We start from the raw sequence: 24310 nt of genomic DNA on the forward strand, positions 1-24310 counted from the left end.
TGGATCGCGCCTTTCTTTAAGACACTCCCAGCCATTTATAAATTAGACTTAGAATTTACCTTTCTTGTAAGCTAAACCTAATCCGCCAATTTTGAAAATTGCACGTGTATCAATAACACGTTTCATGAAGGCTGCTTTTTTACCAGTAATTTCTCGTCCGTAGACAAGTCCTACACCATCATGTTTACCTAAAGATGCTACTGTACCACGATCTACATACGTGAAGTTTTCAGTAGGTTCACCTTTTAAAATATGCTGAATATTTTTAGCAACATGTTCACCTTGTTGCATCGCAATTTGTGCAGTAGTAGGTAATGGACGATCTTGACCTTCTGGAATAAATGCAGAACAATCACCAATTACAAAAATATCATCGTATCCTTCAATTGTTAAATCTTGTTTCGTAACGATACGGCCACGTTTAACGCCTTCAAATGATTTTTCCATCAATTGACTTCCACGTACACCAGCAGCCCATACAACAGTATTCGCTTCTAAAGTTTGTTCTTCATCATTAACTTTTACCACGAAACCTTTTTCATTAGCCGCTACAATCGGTGTACCCACTTTAAACTCAACGCCACGGCTTTCTAAATAACTTACAGCATGATTCACTAATTCATCAGAGAACATCGGCAACATTTTCGGTGCTGCTTCAACACATGTAATTTTAACCTTACTTTGATCCACGCCGTATTTATTTGAGAGTTCAGGAATACGATCTGTCAATTCCCCTAAAAATTCAACACCTGTAAAACCAGCACCACCAACTAAAATCGCTAAATCGTTATCATCTTTAGTTTTAGATGCTGCATAATTTGCAAATTTATCCTCAATGTGTCGTGCAATTTTACGTGCAGTGTGAACATTTTCAATTTGGAACGCATGTTCTTTCATACCGTTAATGCCGAATGTTTCAGATTCAAATCCTAAACCTACAACTAAAATATCAAAATCGAAAATTCCACGTGTTGTTTCAACCTTTTTAGCGTTACGATCAATTTTAGTAACTTCTGCGCGCACAAATTCAACATGTTCTTTTATGACGCTATCGATTGGATATAAAACATCTTCGTAGCTGACCGTACCAGCTGATGCTTCATGTAGCCAAGTTGATTCATAGTGATAATCATTTTTATTAATTAAAGTGATTTGTGCATCTTCTTCAGATAATTGCTTTTGAAGTTTTGATACAGTTTGTAAACCAGCGTAACCTGCACCCAAAACAAGTACTTTTTTACGATCTGCCATTTCTATTCACCTATTCCTTCATAAATATTAAAAATACTCTTTCTACTGTATACCCTCATAATTTTTTATGTACACAAAATTGTAAAATACAGTTCAGTAATAGTTTATATTTTTTTAACGGTGAATTCAAGTTAATCATATTTATGTTAACACATCGATATCTACAATTCATATGCACATATCAATTGAGATTTTTTGCATCAGAAAACGCTTTCAATAATAACGTAAATAATGGAGCCGCATAGCGTATTAAATAACACAACTACGCGACTCCTCACTCAAATTGAATCATATAAATATTGAAAATATATACGTAACACTTATGATTTCATAAGCAGATTAACAATCTTCTGGCGTACCTGCAACTTTGGCTGTTCTAAATGAGCTTCCACAGCCACACGATGCAATTGCATTAGGGTTATCAATTTGAAAACCGCCACCCATGAGAGACGTTTTGTAATCAATCGTTGTCCCTTTTAGAATCGGTGCATCTTCTTTATCAACTAACACTTTTAAACCGTAAAATTCTAATATTTCATCATTGTCTCCAGGTTCTGGCTCTGCTGTCATACCATAAGTAAGACCCGTACAACCTCCCCCATTCACTTTCACTTTTAAATAACCATTTGGCATATCATTTTGTTTCAACATATCTTTAACTTCATAAGCTGCTGCTTCCGTTAAAATAACTGTAGACATCGTAAATCCTCCTTTAAAAAATCCACGTCGCTTCTATATGTGCATATATATTTTGTAACAACTCATCAGACGTTTCCCCTTCTACTAAATCACCATTCACAAGAGCATAAAGTCCTGACGAACATACGCCACAGTGCTGTAAACAGCCGTAGTCCAAAACATCTATATTGGGATCGTTTTCTAAAGTCTGAAAAACCTTTTCAGAACCTCGTGCCATATTGGAGATGCAAAACTCAACAATAGGATTCATGATTCACCCTCTAGCATTTCATTTTAGTACATTCATTATAACAAACTATTTCCTATCCATCTATGACATCAACTTATATAAAAATGTTTAAAAACGGCCTTGCAAATCATTATTTATAAGTCAATTTTTTGACAGAATTTTGACGTTTGTTTGTGTGCATTTTAAAAAACGTATATAATTATAGGTAAGTAATGATGTCTGAATTTCATTCATTTATGATGTAATCAGTATGTATAGGGGTAATAAACATATTGAACGCATCGAGCATATAAAATCAACATTAAAGGGGAATTTATCATGAAGAATTTAGTATTGTTAGGCGGCGGCTATGGCAACATGCGTATTTTGTCTCGAATTTTACCGGAATCACTACCAGATGATTATCAGGTTACGTTAATTGACCGAATGCCTTATCATGGATTGAAAACAGAATTTTACGCGCTTGCTGCAGGATCTAAATCTGATAAAGAAGTACGTGTCGGATTTCCAAAATCTGAACGAATGAATGTCGTATACGGAGAAATTACTGACATTGACTTAGATCAACAGATTATATCTGTTGGACAAACACGTGTAGACTACGATGAACTCATTATTGGATTAGGTTGTGAAGATAAATATCATAATGTTCCTGGAGCCAAAGCTTATACATACAGTATTCAAACATTACAAAGCGCGCGCAAAACATACCATGATATAAGCGAATTACCTTCAAATTCTCAAGTTGGTATTGTTGGTGCGGGGTTGAGCGGTATAGAACTTGCAAGTGCTTTGCGTGAAAGTCGCAGTGATATTAAAATCTTTTTATATGATAGAGGCGACCGCATTTTAAATCAGTTTCCTGAAAAATTAAGTAACTATGTGAAAAAATGGTTTGAACAACACGACGTTACAGTGGTACCAAATTCAGACATTGTAAAAGTAGAACCGGGTATTTTATACAATAAAGAAACGAAAAACGAACATGATTTGATTGTATGGACAGCTGGAATTCAACCTGTGGAGTTGGTTCGAAACTTACCAGTGGATTTAAGTCGTAGCAATCGAGTCATTTTAAATCAATATCATCAAGTGCCGACATATCCTAATGTGTACGTTGTAGGTGATTGTGCCGATTTACCGCATGCGCCTAGTGCACAACTCGCAGAAGAACAAGCAGATCAAATCGCTACGGTTTTAAAGACAAAATGGGAAGGCAAACCATTACCTGAGCATATGCCTGAGATTAAAATTCAAGGATTTTTAGGTTCATTAGGTGAGAAAAAAGGATTTGCCTACGTCATGGACAAAACCGTAACAGGTCGTCTTGCTTCAATATTGAAATCTGGTGTACTTTGGCTTTATAAACATCATAATGGTTAAAATAAAAACGGGATGGCCCTCACGGTGCCATTCCGTTTTTGCTTCACCTCGTTCGGAAAATTTCAATTGTGAACGTTGTACGCATTAAATAAGCAACATTCCGCTGTTATCGTTCATTCACAATATGTTCATCTATAAAACGTGTAATGGGTTTCAGTTGTACATACCCATCAGTAACATACATATCATTCATAGTCACAAGTGGATAAAATAGTTCATCTTCATGAATTTGTTCTATGAAATGTTGATCATGGTCGGATAAATTTTCCGTATCTTTTTCTATATCAATATAAGTGTATTCAAAATGAATATCTGGATATTTGCGCGTCAAAATGGATTGTAACCATTCATACGTATTTTGTGAACTTGGTGCATTCACACAACTGGCACAAATGACATCAGCTCCGTAAACGACAACACTCACTTTAGGCATCAACAATCTCCCCTTGTTTCTATTATAGATTTTTACTACTGATTCTATTATAATAAAAAAATAAGCAGAATTAGAACCATTTAACTTGAAAGGAGGCATTTTACATGCCAACTGAAAATGCAACAATGTATGACCAAGTTGCAGAGGTCATTGAAAGATTACGTCCTTTCTTATTACGCGATGGCGGTGACTGTGAACTCGTCGATGTTGAAGATGGAATTGTTAAGCTGCAATTACTAGGCGCTTGTGGCACATGTCCAAGTAGTACCATCACCTTAAAAGCTGGAATTGAACGTGCGCTCGTTGAAGAAGTACCTGGCGTTATTGAAGTTGAACAAGTCTTTTAATATCGAGTGTTTTTAAAATAAATCGTTTTATCATGTCAACATGATGACGTATTAACCCTTAACATTGTTAAATACAATGTTAAGGGTTTTTCATAGCCATTGATACGTATAACATGCCTATCACACGGGGATGGGATTTAGTCACGTTAACAAACTAAGCCAACCAAATTCAATTCCCCATGAATTTTATTGACCCTTAAATTTGAGCATGAGATACCTAAACAATTTTAGTTTTTTCATTATAGAAGGCAGTAGTCGACTGAATTGCGTATTCGTCTTAATAAGCTTTCCGCAACTGTCGTTAGATTCTCCCATCCACGCATGTTTATAGGTGTAAGGAAATCGTAACGCATAGCATTATTAACGTCTTAAAAAACCAAGAAACATGACTACAACATCAAATCGATTTCTAAAATGCTCCCAGAAAAGCGAGGCAAACTGAACATTCAATATTTGAAAGGATTGATCTCCTTATAGGTAGTAAAATCCCATCTTCTTCATACATCAAACAAAAAAACAGTAACATGACCATGAATCATGTTACTGTTTTTTATTTTTATGATTTAATGTGTTTCTCTATTTTTTCAGTTAACTCAACTAAACCGCGCCAACCAATATGCACTGCGTCACTCATCACATATGGTTTATAGTCTTGGTCCGTCATATCATATACTTTGCCACCATGTGAGGAAATTGTTTTAACAATTTTTTCATCTACTTTTTGTCGACGCTCTCGATCGACATTAATCGCATCATACCATTTACCATTTACAGGTAGAACGACATATTGTACGTCGGCATTACCTGCTTTCATAAGATCAACTAAAAGTGCTAGATCTTTGAATTCTGGTGAATTCATGTGGAATTCGTGTTGACGATTAATTGGGCGTTTATTTTGTTTAATGAGTTTCCAATATTCATCTTTAATGCGATAAGGGTTCGTGGAACTATGCTTTTTACCATATTGCTCTGCTTCCTTATCTAACTGCGCATAAGATTTCGTATTTGGCTTAGACTTATCTAGAAGTTTTGTAAGTTTGTCCGTTTCAACAGACATTGGAATATAACTTTTAATAATTTCCATTTTTTCTAAATGATTCGCATAAAATGGGTTTAAGTAATGACCTTTAACTTCCCCATTTTTTGCGACCTGTTTTAAAAAGTCATCATGTTTATTTGCTTTAAAATGTAATAATCGCTGCGCTAGACGTTGTTTAAGATGATTCGGTATATTTGGATTATCGAAGAAACGATTAATCTGGACTTTAGATACACGACCTAAATAATTGTTTTCTAACATGCCTTTACGCGTGAACCACTGAGGTGAAATAATGATTGCCATTTTTTTATTTTTCAATTGATCATATTGTGCACCCAAAGCGATAGCTTGTAATAAATCCGTTTGACCACCCGTACCTACATAAAATAAATCGGGTTGTTTCCCTTTCAAGAGAATCACTGGTTGGTATGGATCGTTTTTTCGAAGTTCACTCGAACCATATACGGGATAAAAGTTCTTATCTTTTAGCATGGCATGCTGAATTGCTGATCCTTTAATGACGTTATCAGAATTTGCAACTTGTTGTTTTAACAACTTTTGGTGTGACCAGTTAGGTTGAAGCCATGATGCAGGTATTAAAACAAAAGCACCAAATAAAAGTGCACTAACGAGAAAAGCGATAAGTGCTGGATGTTTTAGCTTCATTGTAATTCAGATAATACTTCAACAATTTTATTTGGTGTTGCCCATGCCTCACGATCGAAGTCCATAATTGATACTTCAATATCCAACTCATTTTGAATCGCTAAAATAAGTTGAACCGTTTGCATAGAATCTAAAATACCCTCATCAAATAAACGAACATCTGGTTGTTCTTTCACAATGCTATCTTCTGTAACGTCTTCTAAAATATTTAATACTTGTTCTCTAAATTCCATAATAAAAATCACTCCTAAATTAAATCAGTTTTCCTGAGAATATTAATAGTCCGAAAGCTATAAAGTGGAATGTAATGAGTATTCCCATTACATTGAAAAATGGGTGTTTCAGTTGACCGAAACGTTTTTTACGCCATTTTTCATAGTACGCATAACCTATAAATAATGCTGCATGATATAAACCATAAATAATATAGAACCATTCAAGACCGTGCCAAATCCCCATAATCCCAAAATTGACTAAAAATGCGAGATTAGAAATATGGAACGTTGATTTCATATATTTCTTCTTCGTCATAAAGAAGACGATGCGCATATAAACACAGTCTCTAAACCAGAATGACAACGACATATGCCAACGGTTCCAGAAGTCTTTAATATTTTTTGCTATAAATGGTTTGTTAAAGTTCATAGGGGTTTGAATACCGTAAATATAACTAAAGGCTACCGCAAATAAACTGTATCCTGCAAAATCAAAGAATAGATAGAACGTATATCCATACATATAAATCCAATAATCAGTAAACGTAGTAAGATGGTTGCCCATTGGGGTCGTTACATATTTTTGAATTAAAAATGCAACAATATATTTATATAAGAACCCTAACATCACAAAGTGCACTGCTTTTTCTAGGAGTAATTTGTATTGTGCTGCGTCTGGAACTTTTTTGTCATCTTTAATAAAACGTCTGAAGCGATCAATTGGTCCTGATGATATTGTTGGGAAGAACGTCATAAATGCCAACAATTTTCTAAGTGGTATTTCTTTAATTGAATGATCACGAATTTCCATAATCAATTGAATACTTTTAAATGCAATATAGGAAATACCTAAAAATCCAAACAATCCTAGTAATTTTGAACTGTAAATATGTACTTGACCAGTTCCTAACCAAGAGCTTTGAAGGACTTTAACAATAATTAAAGGTAAAAGCGATAAGAAAAGCACTGTGACATACAATGCTGTCGAGTTCTTATCCTTACTTTTATTAAGTTTTTCATACCCTTTTATCACGAGTACTTGCCAAATGATATATAGGAAAAAGGTCATCGTGTGATAACTTAAATATTTAATTCCTAAAAAGTTATGTTTATGGTCAGCAAAAATGATGACCAACATGACGATTGTGCTTAGTGCGTTATAAATTTTAGAACGTTTACCGAATAAACCTAAAATGATGACAGGTAATAAAATGATAAACGCAATCAAGAAAAAGTGAAAAGAAGCATATGGTGTCATGATTGATATACCTCGTTAATCATTTTTCGGTCGATTTTCCCATTATTATTTAATGGCATTTGTTCTACACAAACCCATTGTTGTGGAATCATATAATCTGGTAATTCTTCTTTAATACGGGATTTAATCGATTTAATGGCATCCTTTTCATCTAACTCTGGAGATGACAATTGTAGTACACCTTTAAGTAATTTAACTTTATTATTTTTACGAACAGGCACAACCATCGCACTATTGATTTCATCTAAGCGGTTTAATTTCGCTTCGATTTCTTCTAACTCCATTCGATAACCGTTATATTTTATTTGGTTATCAATACGACCTTGAATAAACCATTGATCATCGACAAATTTTGCACTGTCACCCGTGAAATAGCCCCGTGTTTCATTAGTTTCAAAGAATACACGAGCACTACGCTCTTCATCTTTGACATAGCCCGCACTCACACATGAGCCTTCTATAACCAGTTCATTTTCTTCAGTCAAACGTAGGTTAACACCTGGTCTAGGTTTACCAATAGGTACACTTTCAAATTGTTCTAATACGTCATGTGTGACGCGTATACTCGTTATGGCAACCGTTGCTTCTGTAGGTCCATACGTATTATAGATAGTAGATTGTGGAAATTGTTTTAATAACCTTTGCGCTGATTTATGACCAAATACTTCACCACAGAATAAGAATGTCGATAAATTAGACATTTGCTCTTCATTAAATGAAGGTAATAACAAGCACATTTCCATAAACGATGGTGTAGATACCCACACATCAATAGGTTGAGATATAAACAACTCGTGTAGTGCTTTAGGATTAATAATCATATCTTTAGATACAAATTGGATTGTACCTCCTGAAACTAAAGCTGGATACACTGACATTACTGATAAATCAAATGAAAGTGGCGCTTGGTTTAACCAGACTTGTCCTTCTTTATTTTGATTTAAATCATCAACCCAATTGGCAAAATCTACTAAGCTATCATAATAGATTTGGACACCTTTTGGCTCACCCGTAGAACCCGAAGTAAAAATTGTGTACGCAATGGTGTCAGGTTGAATATTTGACACATGTGTTTCTACTCCAGTAAGGTTTAGCGTTTCAATATCAACGACTTTTACATGATCTAAAGTCATTGTTTCTGACATAGTATTTAAAAACAGACTTGGTTGAATCCTGTTAACAATTGATTCGATACGATTCACAGGAATCGAATAATCAATTGGTACATAGCCACATCCTGCTTTTAATGCTGCAATCATTCCGACTATCATATATGGTGACATATGCCCATAAACAACAATCGGTTGCGTCTCATCCTTCAATTGAATTGCAAGTTGATTTGAATATGCTTCTAATTCGGAATAAGTTAATGCATCGTTTTGATGTTGTACAGCATTTTTATTTGGAGTGGCTTCACTAAAATAACGAATGGCTTCTAAAATATCTCTCATCGTCAACACTCCCTCTTAGTTTAAAATTCGTTATAGACAAATGTACTTTGTGCACCGCTGTCCCCGTACAACAAGTATAAAGCCATCATAATAGCGAAATAAAACACCATTAATAAAAATGACTTTAGATACACATGATCTGCCAATTTCATAGTACTCACTTCTCTTTTCTAAAAAATTGTCGTGCATAGAATTGGTTTAACCAGAAGTGACCCAATGTGTCCCTAAATTAACACTGACATCCTTATAGCTCTTCCCAATTTAAAACATACATCACATTTCTCATGCATCTGTTCCATTCATTTACACACGTAATATTATAATACTATTCACTCATTATATCTCATTTTTTGAATAATTTAAGTGAAATTTAAACTAAATACGGCTTAGGTCGTAGAAAAACAAACATACAGCGCGCACGATGTACATTTGTTCTTCATCATACTATATTATTTATCATAATTTAAGTCATAACCATAAATATATTTTTATATAATTGATAGTTCGCTATTTAATATTGATTTTATTTCGCGCTTCGCAATTATTAAAGACATCTTCTATATTTAATATACACGCTTGAATCATTTGGTCGCGTGTTAATATTGACGCACTACCAATGTGGGGCGTAATAATTACATTTGGAAACTTTAATAAAGGGTGATCTGTTTGAATCGGTTCATTGCGTACGACATCTAAACCAACGCCCGCAATCTCACGTTCCTCTAGTGCACGAATTAAATCTTCTTCAACAACCAAATCTCCGCGACCGATGTTAATAAATATCGCATCATTACGCATCATTTTAAATACATCATAATTAAATTTATTCTGCGTATCTGGCGTTGATGGTGCTGTTGAAATAATAAAGTCACTTTCTTTAATTAACGTTTCAAATGATGTATAAAATGCCCCTAGTTCATGTTCTGCTTTTGCATTACGTGAACGGTTATGATATAAAATGTCTGCGTTGAAGCCTTTTAAACGTCTAGCAAAAGCTCTTCCGATTTCGCCCATACCGAAAATACCGACTTTTGAACGATATATATCTTTACCCGCTAGTAAATACGGTCCCCAACTCTCCCATTTTCCATCTTGGACATACTTTTCCGCTTCAACAATACGACGAGACGTTGCTAACATGAGTGCAAACCCTAATTCTGCTGTTGTTTCTGTTAACACATGTGGGGTATTGGTTACCACAACATCATGACGTTCTGCGGCTACTAAGTCCATATTGTCATACCCTACCGCCATATTGGCAACAATTTTCAAATGGGGCGCTATTTGGAACAACGTTTCATCAATTTGTTCACTTAGTGTCACAAGCAATGCTGTTTTATCTTTAGCCGCTTCTAAAAATTGTGCTCTCGGCATCGGCGTTAAGTGGTGATCCCACATCTCTACCTCTGCATATTGCTCTAATCGTGCTTTAAACTTTTCTGGAATTTGTCGCGTAACGAGAATTTTATTCATTCGTATCACTACCCTTTTCTAGTTTCTGTATTAAAACAAACAAGTCTTCGATGCTATAAGTAGGTGGTGTAGGCTTCGCCATGGCTTCCGTTTTTGAGGTTACACCTGTCTGTACATGAATCGTATCCATACCGATATTAATACCGGATAAAATATCTGTATCATATAAATCACCAATCATCGCCACTTGCGATCGATCCAATTGTAGTAAATCAAGGGCTTTATTCATAATCGGTGTTTCGGGCTTACCAATAAATTTTGGCTCTGTCTTTGACGATACTGCCACAACACTTGTTAATGACCCGTTTCCAGGTAAAAACCCCTGTTCTTTAGGAATTGACGGATCTTTATTTGTCGAAATAAACACTGCACCTTTTTGAACGGCAAGCGTTGCAGTTGTTAATTTTTCATATGTAATCGCTTCATCTAATCCCATTACAACATAGTCGACATCCGTACCAGACTTGAGAACTAAACCAGCTTCTTTTAATGCTGTTTCTAATCCCGAAGCACCTACCATAAAGACTGTTGCGCCAGGCTTTTCAGACGCAATATAATCTGCTGTCGCCATTGCTGATGTTACGACTTCTTGGGGACGCGCTTGAATGTCCATTTGTTTTAGTTTTTCCACAACATCGTTTGGTGATTTTGTGGAATTATTTGTAACATAAAGATGGGGAATATCGTGTCTATTGAGATAATCGATAAACTCCTTGGCGCCAGGAATAATGTCATTCCCTTTATATAACGTTCCATCTAAATCTATTAAATACGCATCATATCGTTTCATTTAATATTCTCGCCCTTTCCAAAAGCAGTTACTGGCACATTTTCATTTTCTAGGAAATGCAATACTTCCTCAATAAATTGACGATAATATGGTAATACTTCATCAAATATAATTTGTACGTCATCAACACGAAGTTCATCATATAAGTGTACAAATTGTTTTCGTACATCAATAGTACGGTGGAGTTGTGATTGCGTTTCTTTTGATATTGCGCCTTCGAGTTCTAAAATATCAATCACGTCTTTGTAGTTTCCAGGATCCCTTAATATAAAAGCATCAATTATCATATTCCCAATATCTACTGAAGCTTCGATGAGCATTTGAGCCACACGTTCAAACGCATAGTGATTATCTTTTACTGAGTGATAATCATCTGTCAATTGTTTCAAATATGTAAGTTTTCGGGATAATTGTTCCTTATTTACAAAATACATTTTCGTCACCTCTATTGTCTTAATCATATCATAATTTTGCAGTTCGATTCATTTATCGTTATACTTGGCTTAACATTTTAATGAAGGAGCACTATACAATGATAGATATGTTTTTATATGATGATATCGAACCATCTCAAATTCGATTTGTAGGATTTGTAGGTGATCAAAGTCGATATGACTTAGTTTTACTTCAAACGGATCGTCATTATGGCAAAACAATTGTACTCAATACGCAAACAAATAAATTTGGCATTATAGGAACCGATGACCTAGAGGAAGAAGGATATATTGCATATATTTTAGGAGTTAGTGACGCGGAAGCTGATGAGATCACAAGTTTCTTGCATGAAGTCATACAATCATAAAAGAGAAATGACCATCTTTAAATAAGATATGTGTTTAGCATTTTCATGAATATGTCGTTTTAGTAAAATTCAACAAAATATATTGGGATTTTGCAGTGCCCTTAAAGCAAAAAACCAACAAAATTCAATCGAGTTTTGTTGGTTTTTTTAATCGTTGAAGGCTATGATGGCCTCCACACGACAAAGTATAATGTATTTTCTCTATAAATGGGTCACTCTTGAATGCTTGGTTGAATTTTAACATCTTTGAGCTTATCTTCAGCTACGATATGTGCATCTTCAGCAAGATGTTTTTCTGCTTCATGCTTACTGAGTCTGCGCACAATAAAATAAGCACATCCAAAATTACAATATTCATATATATAATCTTGAATCGTTGAAAAACGTTTATTAAAATCCGCTTTACGATTAGAGTCATAATAAAAACCTTTTAAGCGTAATTGTTCGTACCCGTAATCTCCAACGATAAAGTCATATTTATCCAATATCTCAGAGTAACGCGCCACGAAATCTTCTTCAATAAAACCATTATCATAGGATTCTAGAAGTTCAAAATAATGCTGACCTACTTTAATCATGCGTATCACACCCTGATTTTATTGGTTTAATTGGGCATCACCAAGACGTTGTTTTTCTTTGGCTGCTTCATTTACTTGTTCATCAGCATGGTAAGAACTACGTACTAAAGGGCCGGCTTGACAATGTTTGAATCCTTTTTCCATTGCCACTTTACGTAATTTACCAAATTCTAATGGCGTATAGTATTTTTGAACTTTTAAATGTTTACGTGAAGGTTGTAAATATTGGCCAATCGTTAAAATATCCACATCAATCGCACGCAAATCATCCATTGTTTCATAAATCTCTTCAATTGTTTCCCCTAAACCAACCATTAAACTTGATTTAGTCGGAATATCCGGTTGAATTTCTTTAGAGCGGCGTAAAAATTCTAACGTACGATCATATGTGGCACGCGCACGTACTCTCGGCGTTAAACGACGTACTGTTTCAATATTGTGATTCAAGATGTCTGGTTTAGAATCCATTAACGTTTTTAATGCTTCAAAATCGCCGCCCATATCTGACGGTAAAATTTCTATTGTAGTAAATGGATTACGTTCACGTACTTTACGTACCGTTTCAGCATATACATTAGAACCCGCATCTTTTAAATCATCACGCGCTACTGCTGTAATCACAACATGTTTAAGATTCATTAATTCTACAGATTCTGCTACACGTTCTGGTTCTTCTAAATCAAGTTCGTTCGGTAAACCTGTTTTAACCGCACAAAATCGACATGCACGTGTACACACTGCCCCTAAAATCATAAAGGTTGCTGTTCGACGTGCGCCCCAACATTCGTGTATATTCGGACATTTAGCTTCCTCACATACCGTATGTAAGTTTTTTTCACGCATCATTTTTTTAAGTCCAGTGTAATTCTCATTTGTATTTAATTTTATTTTTAACCAATCCGGTTTACGTAGAATTTCTTCATTTTTAGTAGCCATAACAGCAGATACCCTCCTGTAATTTACATCTCATTATATTATAACGAACTTTACGCCAAATTAAAATCTACCGACTTAAAAATCATAAACGCAATAATTTTTCTTTGAAAATGTCTCTTAAGAACTCTGGCATGAGATATGCTACTTTTTCTTCTTTCAAAAGCGGGAAGTATCGACCAAATGTGTACATATCTATTGTTCCTAACGTATAAATGTCATCATCAACAATCTCTTTCCCTTGAACAAAATAACGCTGTGAAGATTGTATTACCCCGGCTTCATAAATAATATAACCTCCGAAAATGTCACCTCGGAAACCTAATCCTTGCGCATGTTGGTACATGTATTTATTTTCGTTAGCTAAAAATAAAACTTCTTTTAATTTATGTCCACTTAACTTGATACGTACAGTATTAATCGGATGCGGTAACATTTGATGGATATCATATTCCGTTAATACTTTTTGATGAAAACTTTTTACAATTAAACCTGCATTTATGATCGTACAATCAGCTTCTGTAAACTCATGAACACTTTCCGCTAGTAAATAACCTGCTTCTGTGATATAGTTTGCTGCTTTATTCAAAGTCATTGGTCGTGATACAATCGCTTCCTTAAGTAATTGACGCCCTTCTAACTCAAATGCGCTCGTTACTTCTGGTAATGTGTGAAGTGGATGTAGCTGTGCCCTTTTATTTACAACCTGGCCATTGTCTATCTCTAAAGTCACTTCTCCAAGATAATGACCATATTTCCCTGCGGCTACCATTAAAACACCATTTTCTACTTGACCATTTTCAAAATAATGATGCGTATGTGCACCAAAAATAACATCGATTTCAGGCATTTTCTCACATAACATTTCATCAAAGAATATCCCCACATGACTCATAACGATTAGGACGTCGTATGCATGACGGTGTTTTTCAATTTCATCTTTGATTGCTTCATAAGGGTCCGTTACAATCCAATCTAAAGCACGATAAAAAGGGGTAAATGGCGCAGTGGCTGCTACAAAAAGTAAGCGCACTCCTTTAATCGTTTTAATTACTGAAGATACACAATGATTTGGCAACGCACCTTGTTCGTCAAACACGTTTGCACAAGTGACATCGAATGTTGCTTCTGAATAAAGTGTTTGTAATGCTTCATGCGAAATGGTCATGCCTTCATTATTACCTATAGTAGCAATATCACAATGGGCTTGATTTAACAATTCAACATTCCGCTTGCCCATCGTTCCTTCTGTCACGGGTAACGATAAATCAACATGGTCACCGATATCAATATAAAGTGATGGGTGCGGTAATCGAGATCGTTCTTGGTTCATATATGCGGCAATACGTTGAAACTCATGTAAATGACTATGTATATCATTCGTATGATAAATTGTAATTCGCATAAGCACCTCTCCTTATCCAATAAATGATTGAAGAATTAAATAGAATCCTAATAGCAACATCACTATGCGCAAGATGAGCACGACCATATCTGATTTGATTGCCTTATTCACCTTAACACCGATTTGGGCACCAATATAACTTGAAAGTATCAAAATCACACTATAACTCCAAACAACATGACCTTGAATCACATGCCCTATTGATCCCGCAATACTTGAGAAGAATACCATCATCATACTCGTGCCAACAGCAACGTGAGGAGGAAAACGAAAAACGATTAATAATAGCGGCGTCATTAATACCCCACCACCGATGCCAAAAAGACCTGATGTTAATCCTATGATAAATGCAGCAATTACAGCGATTATTGGCGCCACACCATATTCAAAATGTTCACCATGTCCATCAATATACGTTTTCATGTACTTCGGTTTCTGACAAATTTTGAGCGGTGGAATTTTGTAACGTATCATTAATAAAATAGATACTAAAATTAAAAACAAACCGAAATACAAATTAAATGAATGAATCGTTAGAAAGCGACTCAAATTGGCACCAATAAATGCGCCAGGTAGAATACCTATTAAAAAAATAAAGCCATTTCTAACATCAACCTGTTTAACTTTTAAGTATCCTAAAGTTGAAGATAGTCCAGTAGCAATTAAAATAATTGAAGAGGTTCCTATCGCAGTTTGAGGTGTAATGTCATGCAAAATCCCTTGTGTTATACCAAAGTAAATTAATGTAGGAACGATGATAATACCACCACCTATACCAACTATAGAACCTATAATTGCTGACAAAAGCCCGATAATGATTAAAATTGCAATGCTCATCACATCGCCTCCCTATTAAAAAAGTTTAAGCTGTTGGGGTGCAAGCCCTTCATAATCGATTTCAAGAAATCTTTGTAGTGTTTTTGCATTTTGGGCAGCATGCCCTCCAGAATTATTATTTAAAATGACGTATACTTTTTTAACTTTTTGCGCTAATATCTGTATTTTTTCAGCTAAACTTTCTAATTCTTTGTCAGTATAGTGATATAAATAACGTACATCTCGCCATTCTTGATCAGTCATATCTTTTTTTGTCCAACCATGGACATTCCGCCCATGTAAGCGTACAAATGCAACTTCATTTGTAACTCTATTCACGAAAGGAACAGAGCCTTCCCCCACTTGTGGTTCATCACATACCGCATGAATCAATTGTTGTGTTGTTAAAAATTCGAGTGTGTGTTCTTTCATTTGTGGCGTAAACCATGATTGATGTCTAAATTCAATACAAATAGGCACATCTTTCAATTGAGATTTTACATAACGAATATAGTTAATATTTTTAACGTTACAATCAAACCATGGCGGGAATTGGACAAGTACCATCGCAAGTTTATTTGCTTTGATTAACGGTCGAAGCATGTGATGAAACGCCTGAAATAATAACTCTATTGATTCGGCATAATCTTTATAATCTACGTGTAACGTTAATGCTTGATGGATTTTAACCACAAATTTAAAACGGTCTGGTGTTTCTTTTATCCACTTTAAAATATTGCGTTCAGGCTGAATTGCATAATAGGAAGCATCTAATTCAACAATAGGAAAATGACTGGCATACGTTTTTAATTTATCAGTTTTTCGTGCTAAATCTTCGTAGAGTCCGTCATGATCTCCCCAACCCGTTAAGCCGATTTCTATCATATTTATCACCGTTTTTATTTTATCATATTCACTTATCAATAGACGACTTCGAGATGCTTTCATTTGTTTTTCAAAACGTTCATTGGGTATGCAGTATCAATAGACAAACAGGCGTGACTTAGATGACAACATACACATATGATATATTCATATATTTCGAACATCACCAAAAAGTGAATGTATACGTTTTTTGCTTTGATTTAATGAACCCATTCAGAATGTTTCCATACTATAGGGAAACATTTAAAGCCCTAGTTAGATTGGTCAAAAATTTTACCAAATCTTAAAAAGCGACAGGGACTGCTGAAGTAACCTTACTAATCCTTCTTTTTTATTAAATTGTTTACAAAATCATACAAAAGTAACGGTGAAAATACTTGTACAACAACAGGTGATGAACTGAAACAAAAGTGATGGGACATAGCTCCTCTGTTAATCAAAAAACCAACAAAATTCTTCGTACATGAACTTTGTTGGTTATATTTAAATATAAATTTAGTCTTCATCAGGGGAAGGATAGCGAATTAAGACATCCCTTTAATTCGTTCCATAGCCGAGACTTCTGAGGCATTAAGCTGAAAACGAAATCCATTTTGAGGTAAGGCACCTAGAAAAGCAAGGCGTTAAGAACAATCAAAATTGAAATGATTTATGTCCCTGTCCCTCATATCATTTAACGCAATTTGTAAGATATGCGTAGACGTTTAGTTCGCACACCATGAACCGAATGATCATTTTAACGTACTTGTTCAATCATTTTACTTTCAACGCGATCCATTTCGTCTTCAATTTCCATGCCTAACATCTCTTCAATTAAATCCTCATGTGTCACGATCGCATCCGTACCACCGTATTCATCAATAACAATGGCTAAATGCTTACGTGTCACCGTCATCTTACGTAAAACCCACTCCGCATGATTATGTTCATATACAAATAAAGGCTCTGAACAAAATTCTTTCAATGATTTTTCGGGTGTTTTACTCCACGCAAGTAGATATTTCGAGTGAAAAACCCCAACCACATGATCAATGTCTCCCTCATATACAGGGTAGCGTGTATATGGATGATTCATTACAACATCATACACTTCGTTGTAATCATCTTCGACACTTAATGATGTTACATTTACACGAGGCGTAGTATTCACATCATTAATTTTTAAACGATCAAAATTGATGACACCTTGAATACGATTTTTTTCAATTTCATTAAAAGCACCCTCACTACCCGCAATCGAAACCATTGCACGCACTTCTTCTTTCGACATACCTTTTTCATTTCGACCACGTGTAATCAAACGATTAATCGAATCCGTAATTATATTTAACACTTTCGTTAAAGGTTTAAAAATAACGACAAAAAATTGAATGATAGGAAAGACCAATCGTGCAATAGGATCAGGCAATGTTGCCGCTACAGATTTAGGTATCACTTCCGCAAATATAATAATGACGACAGTTAAAATTGCTGAAGCCACCCCCACATTAAGTCCCATATCTACAGCTAAAATAGTTACAAGTGTAGGCAAAAGTATATTCGCTATATTGTTGCCAATAAGAATAGTGGTTATAAACTCACTCGGTTTATCTAACAATTTCAATAATTTAGCAGATTTTTGATTCGAATCCGCTTCCGCCTGTAATTTCACTTTATTCGCAGCGGTAAGCGCCGTTTCACTGCCTGAAAAGAAAAATGATACACAAATTAATAAAATGATCGCTATGATCATTAAGCAATTCCCCTTCCGATATGTCCAAAATCTAATCACTCAACAGATTATTCCGACAATAATGCATATAATTAAATATAAAACATAACCTAGAAAATATATTTTACCATAGGTCTCTATCAAAATTCATATCTCGTAATTATTAAGATATTATTCAAAGCATTTAACAAACATGGATATGTGTGTAGATTAAACAAGTAAACGCTATTGTAACAATAAGAAACCTTCACAATACCACCATCATTTTTTCAAAAGGTATCAAAATAGTATCAACCCTTTACATTTAAACGTAAAGGGTTGATATTACAGTTATTATACTAACCAATAGAACCTTCCATTTCAAATTTGATTAATCGGTTCATTTCAACAGCATATTCCATTGGTAATTCTTTCGTAAATGGCTCAATGAAGCCCATAACAATCATTTCAGTTGCTTCTTCTTCTGAAATACCACGAGACATTAAGTAGAAAAGTTGTTCTTCTGACACTTTTGACACTTTCGCTTCGTGTTCTAAGGAGATATTGTCATTAAAGATTTCATTGTATGGGATTGTGTCTGATGTTGACTCATTATCTAAGATTAACGTGTCACACTCGATATTAGAGCGTGCACCTTTGGCTTTACGACCAAAGTGTACAATACCACGGTACACTACTTTACCGCCATCTTTTGAAATGGACTTAGAGACGATAGTCGATGATGTATTCGGTGCTTTGTGAATCATTTTTGCACCAGCGTCCTGTACTTGTCCTTTGCCAGCAAACGCAATAGATAACGTACTCCCTTTGGCACCTTTACCAACTAATACACAAGCAGGATACTTCATCGTTAATTTTGAACCTAAGTTACCGTCAACCCATTCCATGTTACCATTCTCATGAACGAGTGTACGTTTTGTAACAAGGTTGTAAACATTGTTTGCCCAGTTTTGAATTGTAGTGTAACGTACGTGGGCGTCTTTGTGAACGATAATTTCTACAACTGCAGAGTGTAGTGAATTTGTCGTATACACTGGAGCCGTACAACCTTCAACATAGTTCACTGACGCGCCTTCATCCGCAATGATTAACGTACGTTCAAATTGTCCCATGTTCTCAGAATTGATACGGAAGTACGCTTGTAATGGTGTATCTAATTTTACATTTTTAGGAATGTAGATAAATGATCCACCAGACCAAACTGCAGAGTTTAATGCTGCAAACTTATTGTCACCCGCAGGAATAACAGATGCAAAGTACTTCTTGAATAAATCTTCATTTTCCTTCAAAGCGGTATCTGTGTCTTTAAATACAATACCTTTTTCTTCAAGTTCTTTCTCCATATTGTGGTAAACAACTTCAGACTCGTATTGTGCAGATACACCTGCTAAATATTTTTGTTCCGCTTCAGGAATCCCTAATTTATCAAACGTACGTTTAATTTCTTCAGGCACTTCATCCCAAGAACGTTCAGAACGTTCAGAGGGTTTAACATAATACGTAATATCATCAAAATCCAATTCCGATAAGTCCCCACCCCATTGTGGCATTGGCATTTTATAGAATAATTTTAATGCCTTTAAACGGAAATCCAACATCCATTCTGGCTCATCTTTCATGTTTGAAATTTCACGGACGATATTTTCAGTTAATCCACGTTCAGATCTAAAAATCGACACATCTTCATCGTGGAATCCATATTTATAATCGCCTACATCAGGTGCTTTTTTAGCCATCAACGATCACTCCTATTCACTCAATTTTTGTATCTCAATGGATACATTTATGTTACCGCGGCTTTCGACGTTTATTCTTCTATTTTACCTTCTTGTTCGACTGTACCCTTTTCCAGTGCTTTCCATGCTAAAGTGGCACATTTGATACGTGCTGGGAATTGAGATACACCTTGTAGTGCTTCAATATCGCCCATATCGTCAGTAATGACATAATCTTCACCGAGCATCATTTTTGTAAATTCTTGGCTCATTTCCATTGCTTCTTTAAGACTGTGACCTTTAATTGCCTCTGTCATCATCGATGCACTTGACATTGAAATAGAACACCCTTCGCCTTCGAATTTCGCATCTTTAATGATGCCATCCACAATGTCGAAAGTAAGTCTTATTCTATCCCCACAAGTTGGATTATTCATATCAACAGTCATTGTGCCATCTTCTATAACTCCTCTGTTGCGTGGGTTTTTATAATGATCCATAATCACTGAACGATATAATTGATCAAGATTATTAAAATTCATAAGAGAAAAACTCCTTTGTTTGTTTCAACCCTTCTATAAGTTGGTCTACATCTTCTTTCGTGTTATAAATGTAGAAACTTGCACGTGCTGTTGACGAGACGTTTAACCATTTCATTAAAGGTTGCGCACAGTGGTGCCCCGCACGCACTGCAACACCTTCCGTATCTAAAGCGGTCGCAACGTCATGAGGATGTACATCTTTTAAATTAAATGTAATAATACCTGCACGTTTATCTTTGTCTGGGCCATATATCTCTATTCCATCAATTTCAGACATTTTATCATACGCATATGCAGTAATTTCTGCTTCATGTTTATGAATGGCATCAAAGCCAATGCGTTCTAAATATTCAATCGCCGCCTTCAATCCTATAGCTTGGGCAATCAATGGCGTACCCGCCTCAAATTTCGTTGGCAAATCAGTCCAAGTACTTTCATGAAGTCCTACAAAATCTATCATATCGCCACCAAATTCAATGGGCTCCATTTGATTTAATAATGTACGGCGCCCATATAAAACACCTATCCCTGTCGGTCCAAGCATTTTATGACCACTAAAGCTATAAAAATCGACGTCCAACGCTTGAACATCTACTTTCATATGTGGGACTGATTGCGCCCCGTCCACTGCAATGATGGCACCATGTTCATGTGCGATTTGAGCGATAGTCTTTATATCGTTTATTGTTCCTAAAACGTTAGAAACGTGAGCAACTGCAACAATCTTAGTTTTATCTGTTATTGTTTCTTTAACAGCTTCGATTGTTAATTCTCCTGAATCAGTCATTGGAATAAATTTCAACACTGCATTTTTACGCTTAGCCAGTTGTTGCCATGGCACAATATTCGCATGGTGTTCCATTTGAGTTACGACAATTTCATCGCCTTCTTGTATATGAGCATCTCCATAACTATGCGCTACAAGGTTAATAGCAGCTGTAGTCCCTCGCGTAAAAATAACTTCCTCAAAATAACGCGCATGTATAAATCGGCGAACCACTTCACGTGCACCCTCATAACCGTCAGTTGCAAGTGAACCTAATGTGTGTACGCCACGGTGCACGTTTGAATTGTAGCGATTATAATAATCATCAATGGCTTGAATGACTTGGGTCGGTTTTTGACTCGTCGCAGTTGAGTCTAAATAGGCTAACCGTTTCCCATTGACCTTTTGTTTTAAAATAGGAAAGTCATTAATAATTGTTTCAACCTCAAATTGTGTTTCGGTCACTGTTATCACAGACCTTTCTCCAAAAAGTTACAGACAATCTCCAAAATACAAAACGTAACAAAGTGGCACTTAAACGTCTATCATGAAAGGCCACTTTTTAATTAACACTTCGTTAAAATGCTTATTTTCCTACTTTAAGTTCGATCACTTCTCTTAATTGACGTTGAACGTCAGCAATCGGAAGCTCGCGTACCACTGGATCTAAGAAACCATGAATGACTAATCGCTCTGCTTCATGTTGAGAAATACCACGGCTCATCAAATAGTAAAGTTGCTCAGGATCAACACGTCCTACTGAAGCAGCATGTCCTGCTTCCACATCATCTTCATCAATTAATAGAATTGGGTTCGCATCTCCACGTGCATTTTCAGATAACATAAGAACGCGTGACTCTTGATTCGCTGAAGAGCCTGAACCACCATGTTTAATATAACCGATACCATTAAAGATTGAAGAAGCTTTTTCTTTCATTACACCGTGTTTAAGAATGTGTCCATCTGTTTCTTTACCATATTGAACAATGCGTGATGTTAAGTTAATTGTCTGTTCCCCACGGCCTACAACAACAGATTTTAAATCAGACGTTGAACGGTCACCAATTAAATTTGTTGTATTATCAATAATTTGATTGCCTTCATTCATTAAACCAAGCGACCAATTAATCGTTGCATCGGCAGCAGTTGTACCACGGCGCATAATATGACCTGTAAATCCTTTATCTAAAAAGTCTACAGAACCGTACGCAATTTTAGAATTTGCCCCTGCAATGACTTCAGAAATAATGTTCACTTGGCAGCCATCGCCAGAAACCGTCGAAAGATAGTTTTCAACATAAGTCACTTCAGCGCTTTCTTCAGTGACTAATATCACATGATTGAAAAAACTTGCTTGTGTATCGTCGTGCAGCACCACATATTGAATCGGATGTTCTACAACTACGTTACGTGGCACATAAACAAAGACACCACCATTCATTAACGCCGCATTTAATGCTGTAAGACGATGTTCGTCTACAGTCACTGCATCTTTCATGAAATATTTTTCAACTAGGTCGCTATGGTTTTGAAGCGCTTCACTAATATGTTCTATGATGACGCCATCTTCCTTAGCTTTGTCATTCACTTTTGAATACGCTAACGTATTATTATGTTGAATGATTAAATTCTCACTCGCTTCAACGTTAATAATGCGATCAATTTCTTTTGGGAGATCTTGAAGTGTTTCAAATGTTTTGCCTGTTGTTTCAAGTTGTTTAAACGAATCAAAATCCCATTTATCTATTTTAGTTTTATCTGGTTTTGGCATTTCTAAAGACTCAGATTGTTTTAACGCATCTTTTCTTAACTGTGTCATCCAAGAAGGTTCATTGTGCGCTTTTGAATAATCAACAAGTTGAGCTTCAGAAATATTTAAAGTTTCAGTCGTCATACTTATTTCCTCCTATGATGATTATTGGTTCGCTACTACTGAATCATATTCTTCTTTAACCCACTCATAACCTTCTTCTTCAAGGCGTTTAGCTAATTCTGCACCACCCGATTTAACAACGATACCGTTATACATCACGTGTACATGGTCTGGCGTAATATAATTTAATAAACGTTGGTAGTGCGTAATAATAAGCGAACCAAAGTCATCGCCGCGCATTTCGTTGATACCTTTAGATACAACTTTTAAAGCATCAATATCCAAACCTGAATCAATTTCATCTAAAATTGCAAATTTAGGTTGTAACATCATTAATTGAAGGATTTCATTACGTTTTTTCTCCCCACCAGAAAAACCTTCATTTAAATAACGTTGTGCCATATCTTTATCCATATCTAAGAAGTCCATATGTTTATCTAATTTTTTGATAAATTGCATTAAGTTAATTTCTTGGCCTTCTTCACGTTGTGAGTTGATAGCAGAACGCATGAAGTCCGCATTTGTTACCCCTGTAATTTCAGATGGATATTGCATTGCTAAAAAGAGGCCAGCTTTAGCTCTTTCATCAACTTCCATCTCTAAAATGTTCTCGCCGTCTAATAATACTTCACCTTGAGTCACTTCATATGATGGATGACCCATAATCGCTGAAGAAAGTGTAGATTTACCCGTACCATTCGGTCCCATAATGGCATGGATTTCACCCGTATTTATTGTTAAGTTAACACCTTTTAAAATCTCTTTATCGTCAATAGACACGTGTAAGTCTTTAATTTCTAATGTTGATGGCATTACTATTCCCTCCAAAAAGTTAGATTACATCTACTAGTTTATAATAATTTTAAAGTAACGTCAAAAGGATTTCTAATCTTCCTAAATGCACATTATAACGGAAATAACGGGAATTTTAAACCATTACGGGTTGAAAAAAGCGCTTTATTTACGAATCATTTTTTTACTGTAATTAGAAAAGTTATTGATAATAGACGATGACTTGTTCTCAATCAGAACAGTTCTTCATTGCTTATT

The 24310-nt window shown here is 35.5% G+C and carries 26 protein-coding genes; 3 read left to right on the forward strand and 23 right to left on the reverse strand.

Annotated elements, in window-relative coordinates:
* Positions 1 to 48 precede the first annotated feature (48 nt).
* The 3 genes from SHYC_RS09330 to SHYC_RS09340 all read right to left on the reverse strand — a co-directional run bounded on the left by SHYC_RS09330 (position 49) and on the right by SHYC_RS09340 (position 2200).
* Entirely contained in the window at positions 49 to 1251 is a 1203-nt protein-coding gene (locus SHYC_RS09330) for an NAD(P)/FAD-dependent oxidoreductase (RefSeq protein WP_039646575.1), read from the reverse strand.
* A 339-nt stretch (positions 1252 to 1590) separates the two neighbouring features.
* Positions 1591 to 1950 carry a HesB/IscA family protein gene (locus SHYC_RS09335; RefSeq protein WP_039646577.1) on the reverse strand — a complete coding sequence of 120 codons (360 nt, stop codon included), beginning with the start codon at positions 1948 to 1950 and terminating at the stop codon, positions 1591 to 1593.
* Positions 1951 to 1963: 13 nt separating this feature from the next.
* Positions 1964 to 2200: a YuzB family protein gene (locus tag SHYC_RS09340; RefSeq protein WP_039646579.1), complete on the reverse strand. Its 237-nt coding sequence runs from the start codon at positions 2198 to 2200 to the stop codon at positions 1964 to 1966.
* A 297-nt stretch (positions 2201 to 2497) separates the two neighbouring features.
* Here SHYC_RS09340 and SHYC_RS09345 point away from each other — a divergent pair, with 297 nt between their 5' ends.
* Complete coding sequence (locus SHYC_RS09345) at positions 2498 to 3562, forward strand: NAD(P)/FAD-dependent oxidoreductase (RefSeq protein ID WP_039646581.1); 1065 nt, start codon at positions 2498 to 2500, stop codon at positions 3560 to 3562.
* A 106-nt stretch (positions 3563 to 3668) separates the two neighbouring features.
* Here the strand turns inward: SHYC_RS09345 and SHYC_RS09350 are convergent, their stop codons facing one another.
* A complete protein-coding gene (locus tag SHYC_RS09350; RefSeq protein WP_039646583.1) occupies positions 3669 to 3995 on the reverse strand; it encodes a YuzD family protein in 327 nt (108 codons plus the stop codon).
* Between the two features lie 104 nt (positions 3996 to 4099).
* Between SHYC_RS09350 and SHYC_RS09355 the strand changes: the two genes are divergently transcribed.
* Complete coding sequence (locus tag SHYC_RS09355; protein ID WP_039646585.1) at positions 4100 to 4342, forward strand: NifU family protein; 243 nt, start codon at positions 4100 to 4102, stop codon at positions 4340 to 4342.
* Between the two features lie 556 nt (positions 4343 to 4898).
* Here SHYC_RS09355 and dltD read toward each other — a convergent pair.
* The 8 genes from dltD to SHYC_RS09390 all read right to left on the reverse strand — a co-directional run bounded on the left by dltD (position 4899) and on the right by SHYC_RS09390 (position 11668).
* Positions 4899 to 6047, reverse strand: coding sequence for a D-alanyl-lipoteichoic acid biosynthesis protein DltD (gene dltD / locus SHYC_RS09360; RefSeq protein ID WP_039646587.1), 1149 nt, complete (start codon positions 6045 to 6047; stop codon positions 4899 to 4901).
* Positions 6044 to 6280, reverse strand: a complete 237-nt coding sequence (dltC, locus tag SHYC_RS09365; protein WP_037566769.1) for a D-alanine--poly(phosphoribitol) ligase subunit 2 — start codon at positions 6278 to 6280, stop codon at positions 6044 to 6046. The genes dltD and dltC overlap by 4 nt, the downstream gene beginning before the upstream one ends.
* A gap of 19 nt (positions 6281 to 6299) precedes the next feature.
* The gene (gene dltB / locus SHYC_RS09370; protein WP_039646589.1) at positions 6300 to 7520 is read right to left on the reverse strand and encodes a D-alanyl-lipoteichoic acid biosynthesis protein DltB; all 1221 of its coding nucleotides are present in this window, start codon (positions 7518 to 7520) and stop codon (positions 6300 to 6302) included.
* On the reverse strand, positions 7517 to 8971 hold the full coding sequence (dltA, locus tag SHYC_RS09375; protein ID WP_039646591.1) for a D-alanine--poly(phosphoribitol) ligase subunit DltA: 1455 nt from the start codon (positions 8969 to 8971) through the stop codon (positions 7517 to 7519). The genes dltB and dltA overlap by 4 nt, the downstream gene beginning before the upstream one ends.
* A gap of 20 nt (positions 8972 to 8991) precedes the next feature.
* Positions 8992 to 9123 carry a teichoic acid D-Ala incorporation-associated protein DltX gene (locus SHYC_RS12535; RefSeq protein ID WP_081858211.1) on the reverse strand — a complete coding sequence of 44 codons (132 nt, stop codon included), beginning with the start codon at positions 9121 to 9123 and terminating at the stop codon, positions 8992 to 8994.
* A 355-nt stretch (positions 9124 to 9478) separates the two neighbouring features.
* Positions 9479 to 10444 carry a 2-hydroxyacid dehydrogenase gene (locus tag SHYC_RS09380; RefSeq protein WP_039646593.1) on the reverse strand — a complete coding sequence of 322 codons (966 nt, stop codon included), beginning with the start codon at positions 10442 to 10444 and terminating at the stop codon, positions 9479 to 9481.
* The gene (locus tag SHYC_RS09385) at positions 10437 to 11234 is read right to left on the reverse strand and encodes a TIGR01457 family HAD-type hydrolase (protein WP_039646595.1); all 798 of its coding nucleotides are present in this window, start codon (positions 11232 to 11234) and stop codon (positions 10437 to 10439) included. Before SHYC_RS09385 ends, SHYC_RS09380 begins: the two co-directional genes overlap by 8 nt.
* Positions 11231 to 11668: a DUF86 domain-containing protein gene (locus tag SHYC_RS09390; RefSeq protein ID WP_039646597.1), complete on the reverse strand. Its 438-nt coding sequence runs from the start codon at positions 11666 to 11668 to the stop codon at positions 11231 to 11233. The genes SHYC_RS09385 and SHYC_RS09390 overlap by 4 nt, the downstream gene beginning before the upstream one ends.
* Positions 11669 to 11766: 98 nt before the next feature.
* Here SHYC_RS09390 and SHYC_RS09395 point away from each other — a divergent pair, with 98 nt between their 5' ends.
* Positions 11767 to 12036, forward strand: a complete 270-nt coding sequence (locus tag SHYC_RS09395) for a DUF3055 domain-containing protein (protein WP_039646599.1) — start codon at positions 11767 to 11769, stop codon at positions 12034 to 12036.
* Positions 12037 to 12248: 212 nt separating this feature from the next.
* On the opposite strand, the gene SHYC_RS09400 is transcribed toward SHYC_RS09395, so the two are convergent.
* From SHYC_RS09400 to sufC, 11 genes are all read right to left on the reverse strand, one after another.
* Positions 12249 to 12614, reverse strand: coding sequence for a YutD family protein (locus tag SHYC_RS09400; RefSeq protein WP_039646601.1), 366 nt, complete (start codon positions 12612 to 12614; stop codon positions 12249 to 12251).
* An 18-nt stretch (positions 12615 to 12632) separates the two neighbouring features.
* Entirely contained in the window at positions 12633 to 13550 is a 918-nt protein-coding gene (gene lipA, locus SHYC_RS09405; RefSeq protein ID WP_039646603.1) for a lipoyl synthase, read from the reverse strand.
* 82 nt (positions 13551 to 13632) lie between these two features.
* On the reverse strand, positions 13633 to 14952 hold the full coding sequence (locus SHYC_RS09410) for a bifunctional metallophosphatase/5'-nucleotidase (protein ID WP_039646605.1): 1320 nt from the start codon (positions 14950 to 14952) through the stop codon (positions 13633 to 13635).
* Positions 14953 to 14964: 12 nt separating this feature from the next.
* A complete protein-coding gene (locus tag SHYC_RS09415; RefSeq protein WP_039646607.1) occupies positions 14965 to 15789 on the reverse strand; it encodes a sulfite exporter TauE/SafE family protein in 825 nt (274 codons plus the stop codon).
* A gap of 15 nt (positions 15790 to 15804) precedes the next feature.
* The gene (locus tag SHYC_RS09420; protein ID WP_039646609.1) at positions 15805 to 16653 is read right to left on the reverse strand and encodes a DUF72 domain-containing protein; all 849 of its coding nucleotides are present in this window, start codon (positions 16651 to 16653) and stop codon (positions 15805 to 15807) included.
* Positions 16654 to 17389: 736 nt separating this feature from the next.
* Positions 17390 to 18385, reverse strand: a complete 996-nt coding sequence (locus tag SHYC_RS09425; RefSeq protein WP_039646611.1) for a hemolysin family protein — start codon at positions 18383 to 18385, stop codon at positions 17390 to 17392.
* A 317-nt stretch (positions 18386 to 18702) separates the two neighbouring features.
* The gene (sufB, locus tag SHYC_RS09430; protein ID WP_039646613.1) at positions 18703 to 20100 is read right to left on the reverse strand and encodes a Fe-S cluster assembly protein SufB; all 1398 of its coding nucleotides are present in this window, start codon (positions 20098 to 20100) and stop codon (positions 18703 to 18705) included.
* Between the two features lie 71 nt (positions 20101 to 20171).
* Positions 20172 to 20621: a Fe-S cluster assembly sulfur transfer protein SufU gene (sufU, locus tag SHYC_RS09435; protein ID WP_037566742.1), complete on the reverse strand. Its 450-nt coding sequence runs from the start codon at positions 20619 to 20621 to the stop codon at positions 20172 to 20174.
* Positions 20611 to 21861 carry a cysteine desulfurase gene (locus SHYC_RS09440; RefSeq protein ID WP_182736123.1) on the reverse strand — a complete coding sequence of 417 codons (1251 nt, stop codon included), beginning with the start codon at positions 21859 to 21861 and terminating at the stop codon, positions 20611 to 20613. The genes sufU and SHYC_RS09440 overlap by 11 nt, the downstream gene beginning before the upstream one ends.
* Before the next feature lie 112 nt (positions 21862 to 21973).
* Positions 21974 to 23281, reverse strand: coding sequence for a Fe-S cluster assembly protein SufD (sufD, locus tag SHYC_RS09445; RefSeq protein WP_039646616.1), 1308 nt, complete (start codon positions 23279 to 23281; stop codon positions 21974 to 21976).
* Positions 23282 to 23302: 21 nt separating this feature from the next.
* Positions 23303 to 24073 carry a Fe-S cluster assembly ATPase SufC gene (sufC, locus tag SHYC_RS09450; RefSeq protein ID WP_039646618.1) on the reverse strand — a complete coding sequence of 257 codons (771 nt, stop codon included), beginning with the start codon at positions 24071 to 24073 and terminating at the stop codon, positions 23303 to 23305.
* Between the last annotated feature and the right edge of the window lie 237 nt (positions 24074 to 24310).

It is taken from the genome of Staphylococcus hyicus, from assembly GCF_000816085.1.
Classification (GTDB): Bacteria; Bacillota; Bacilli; order Staphylococcales; family Staphylococcaceae; genus Staphylococcus; species Staphylococcus hyicus.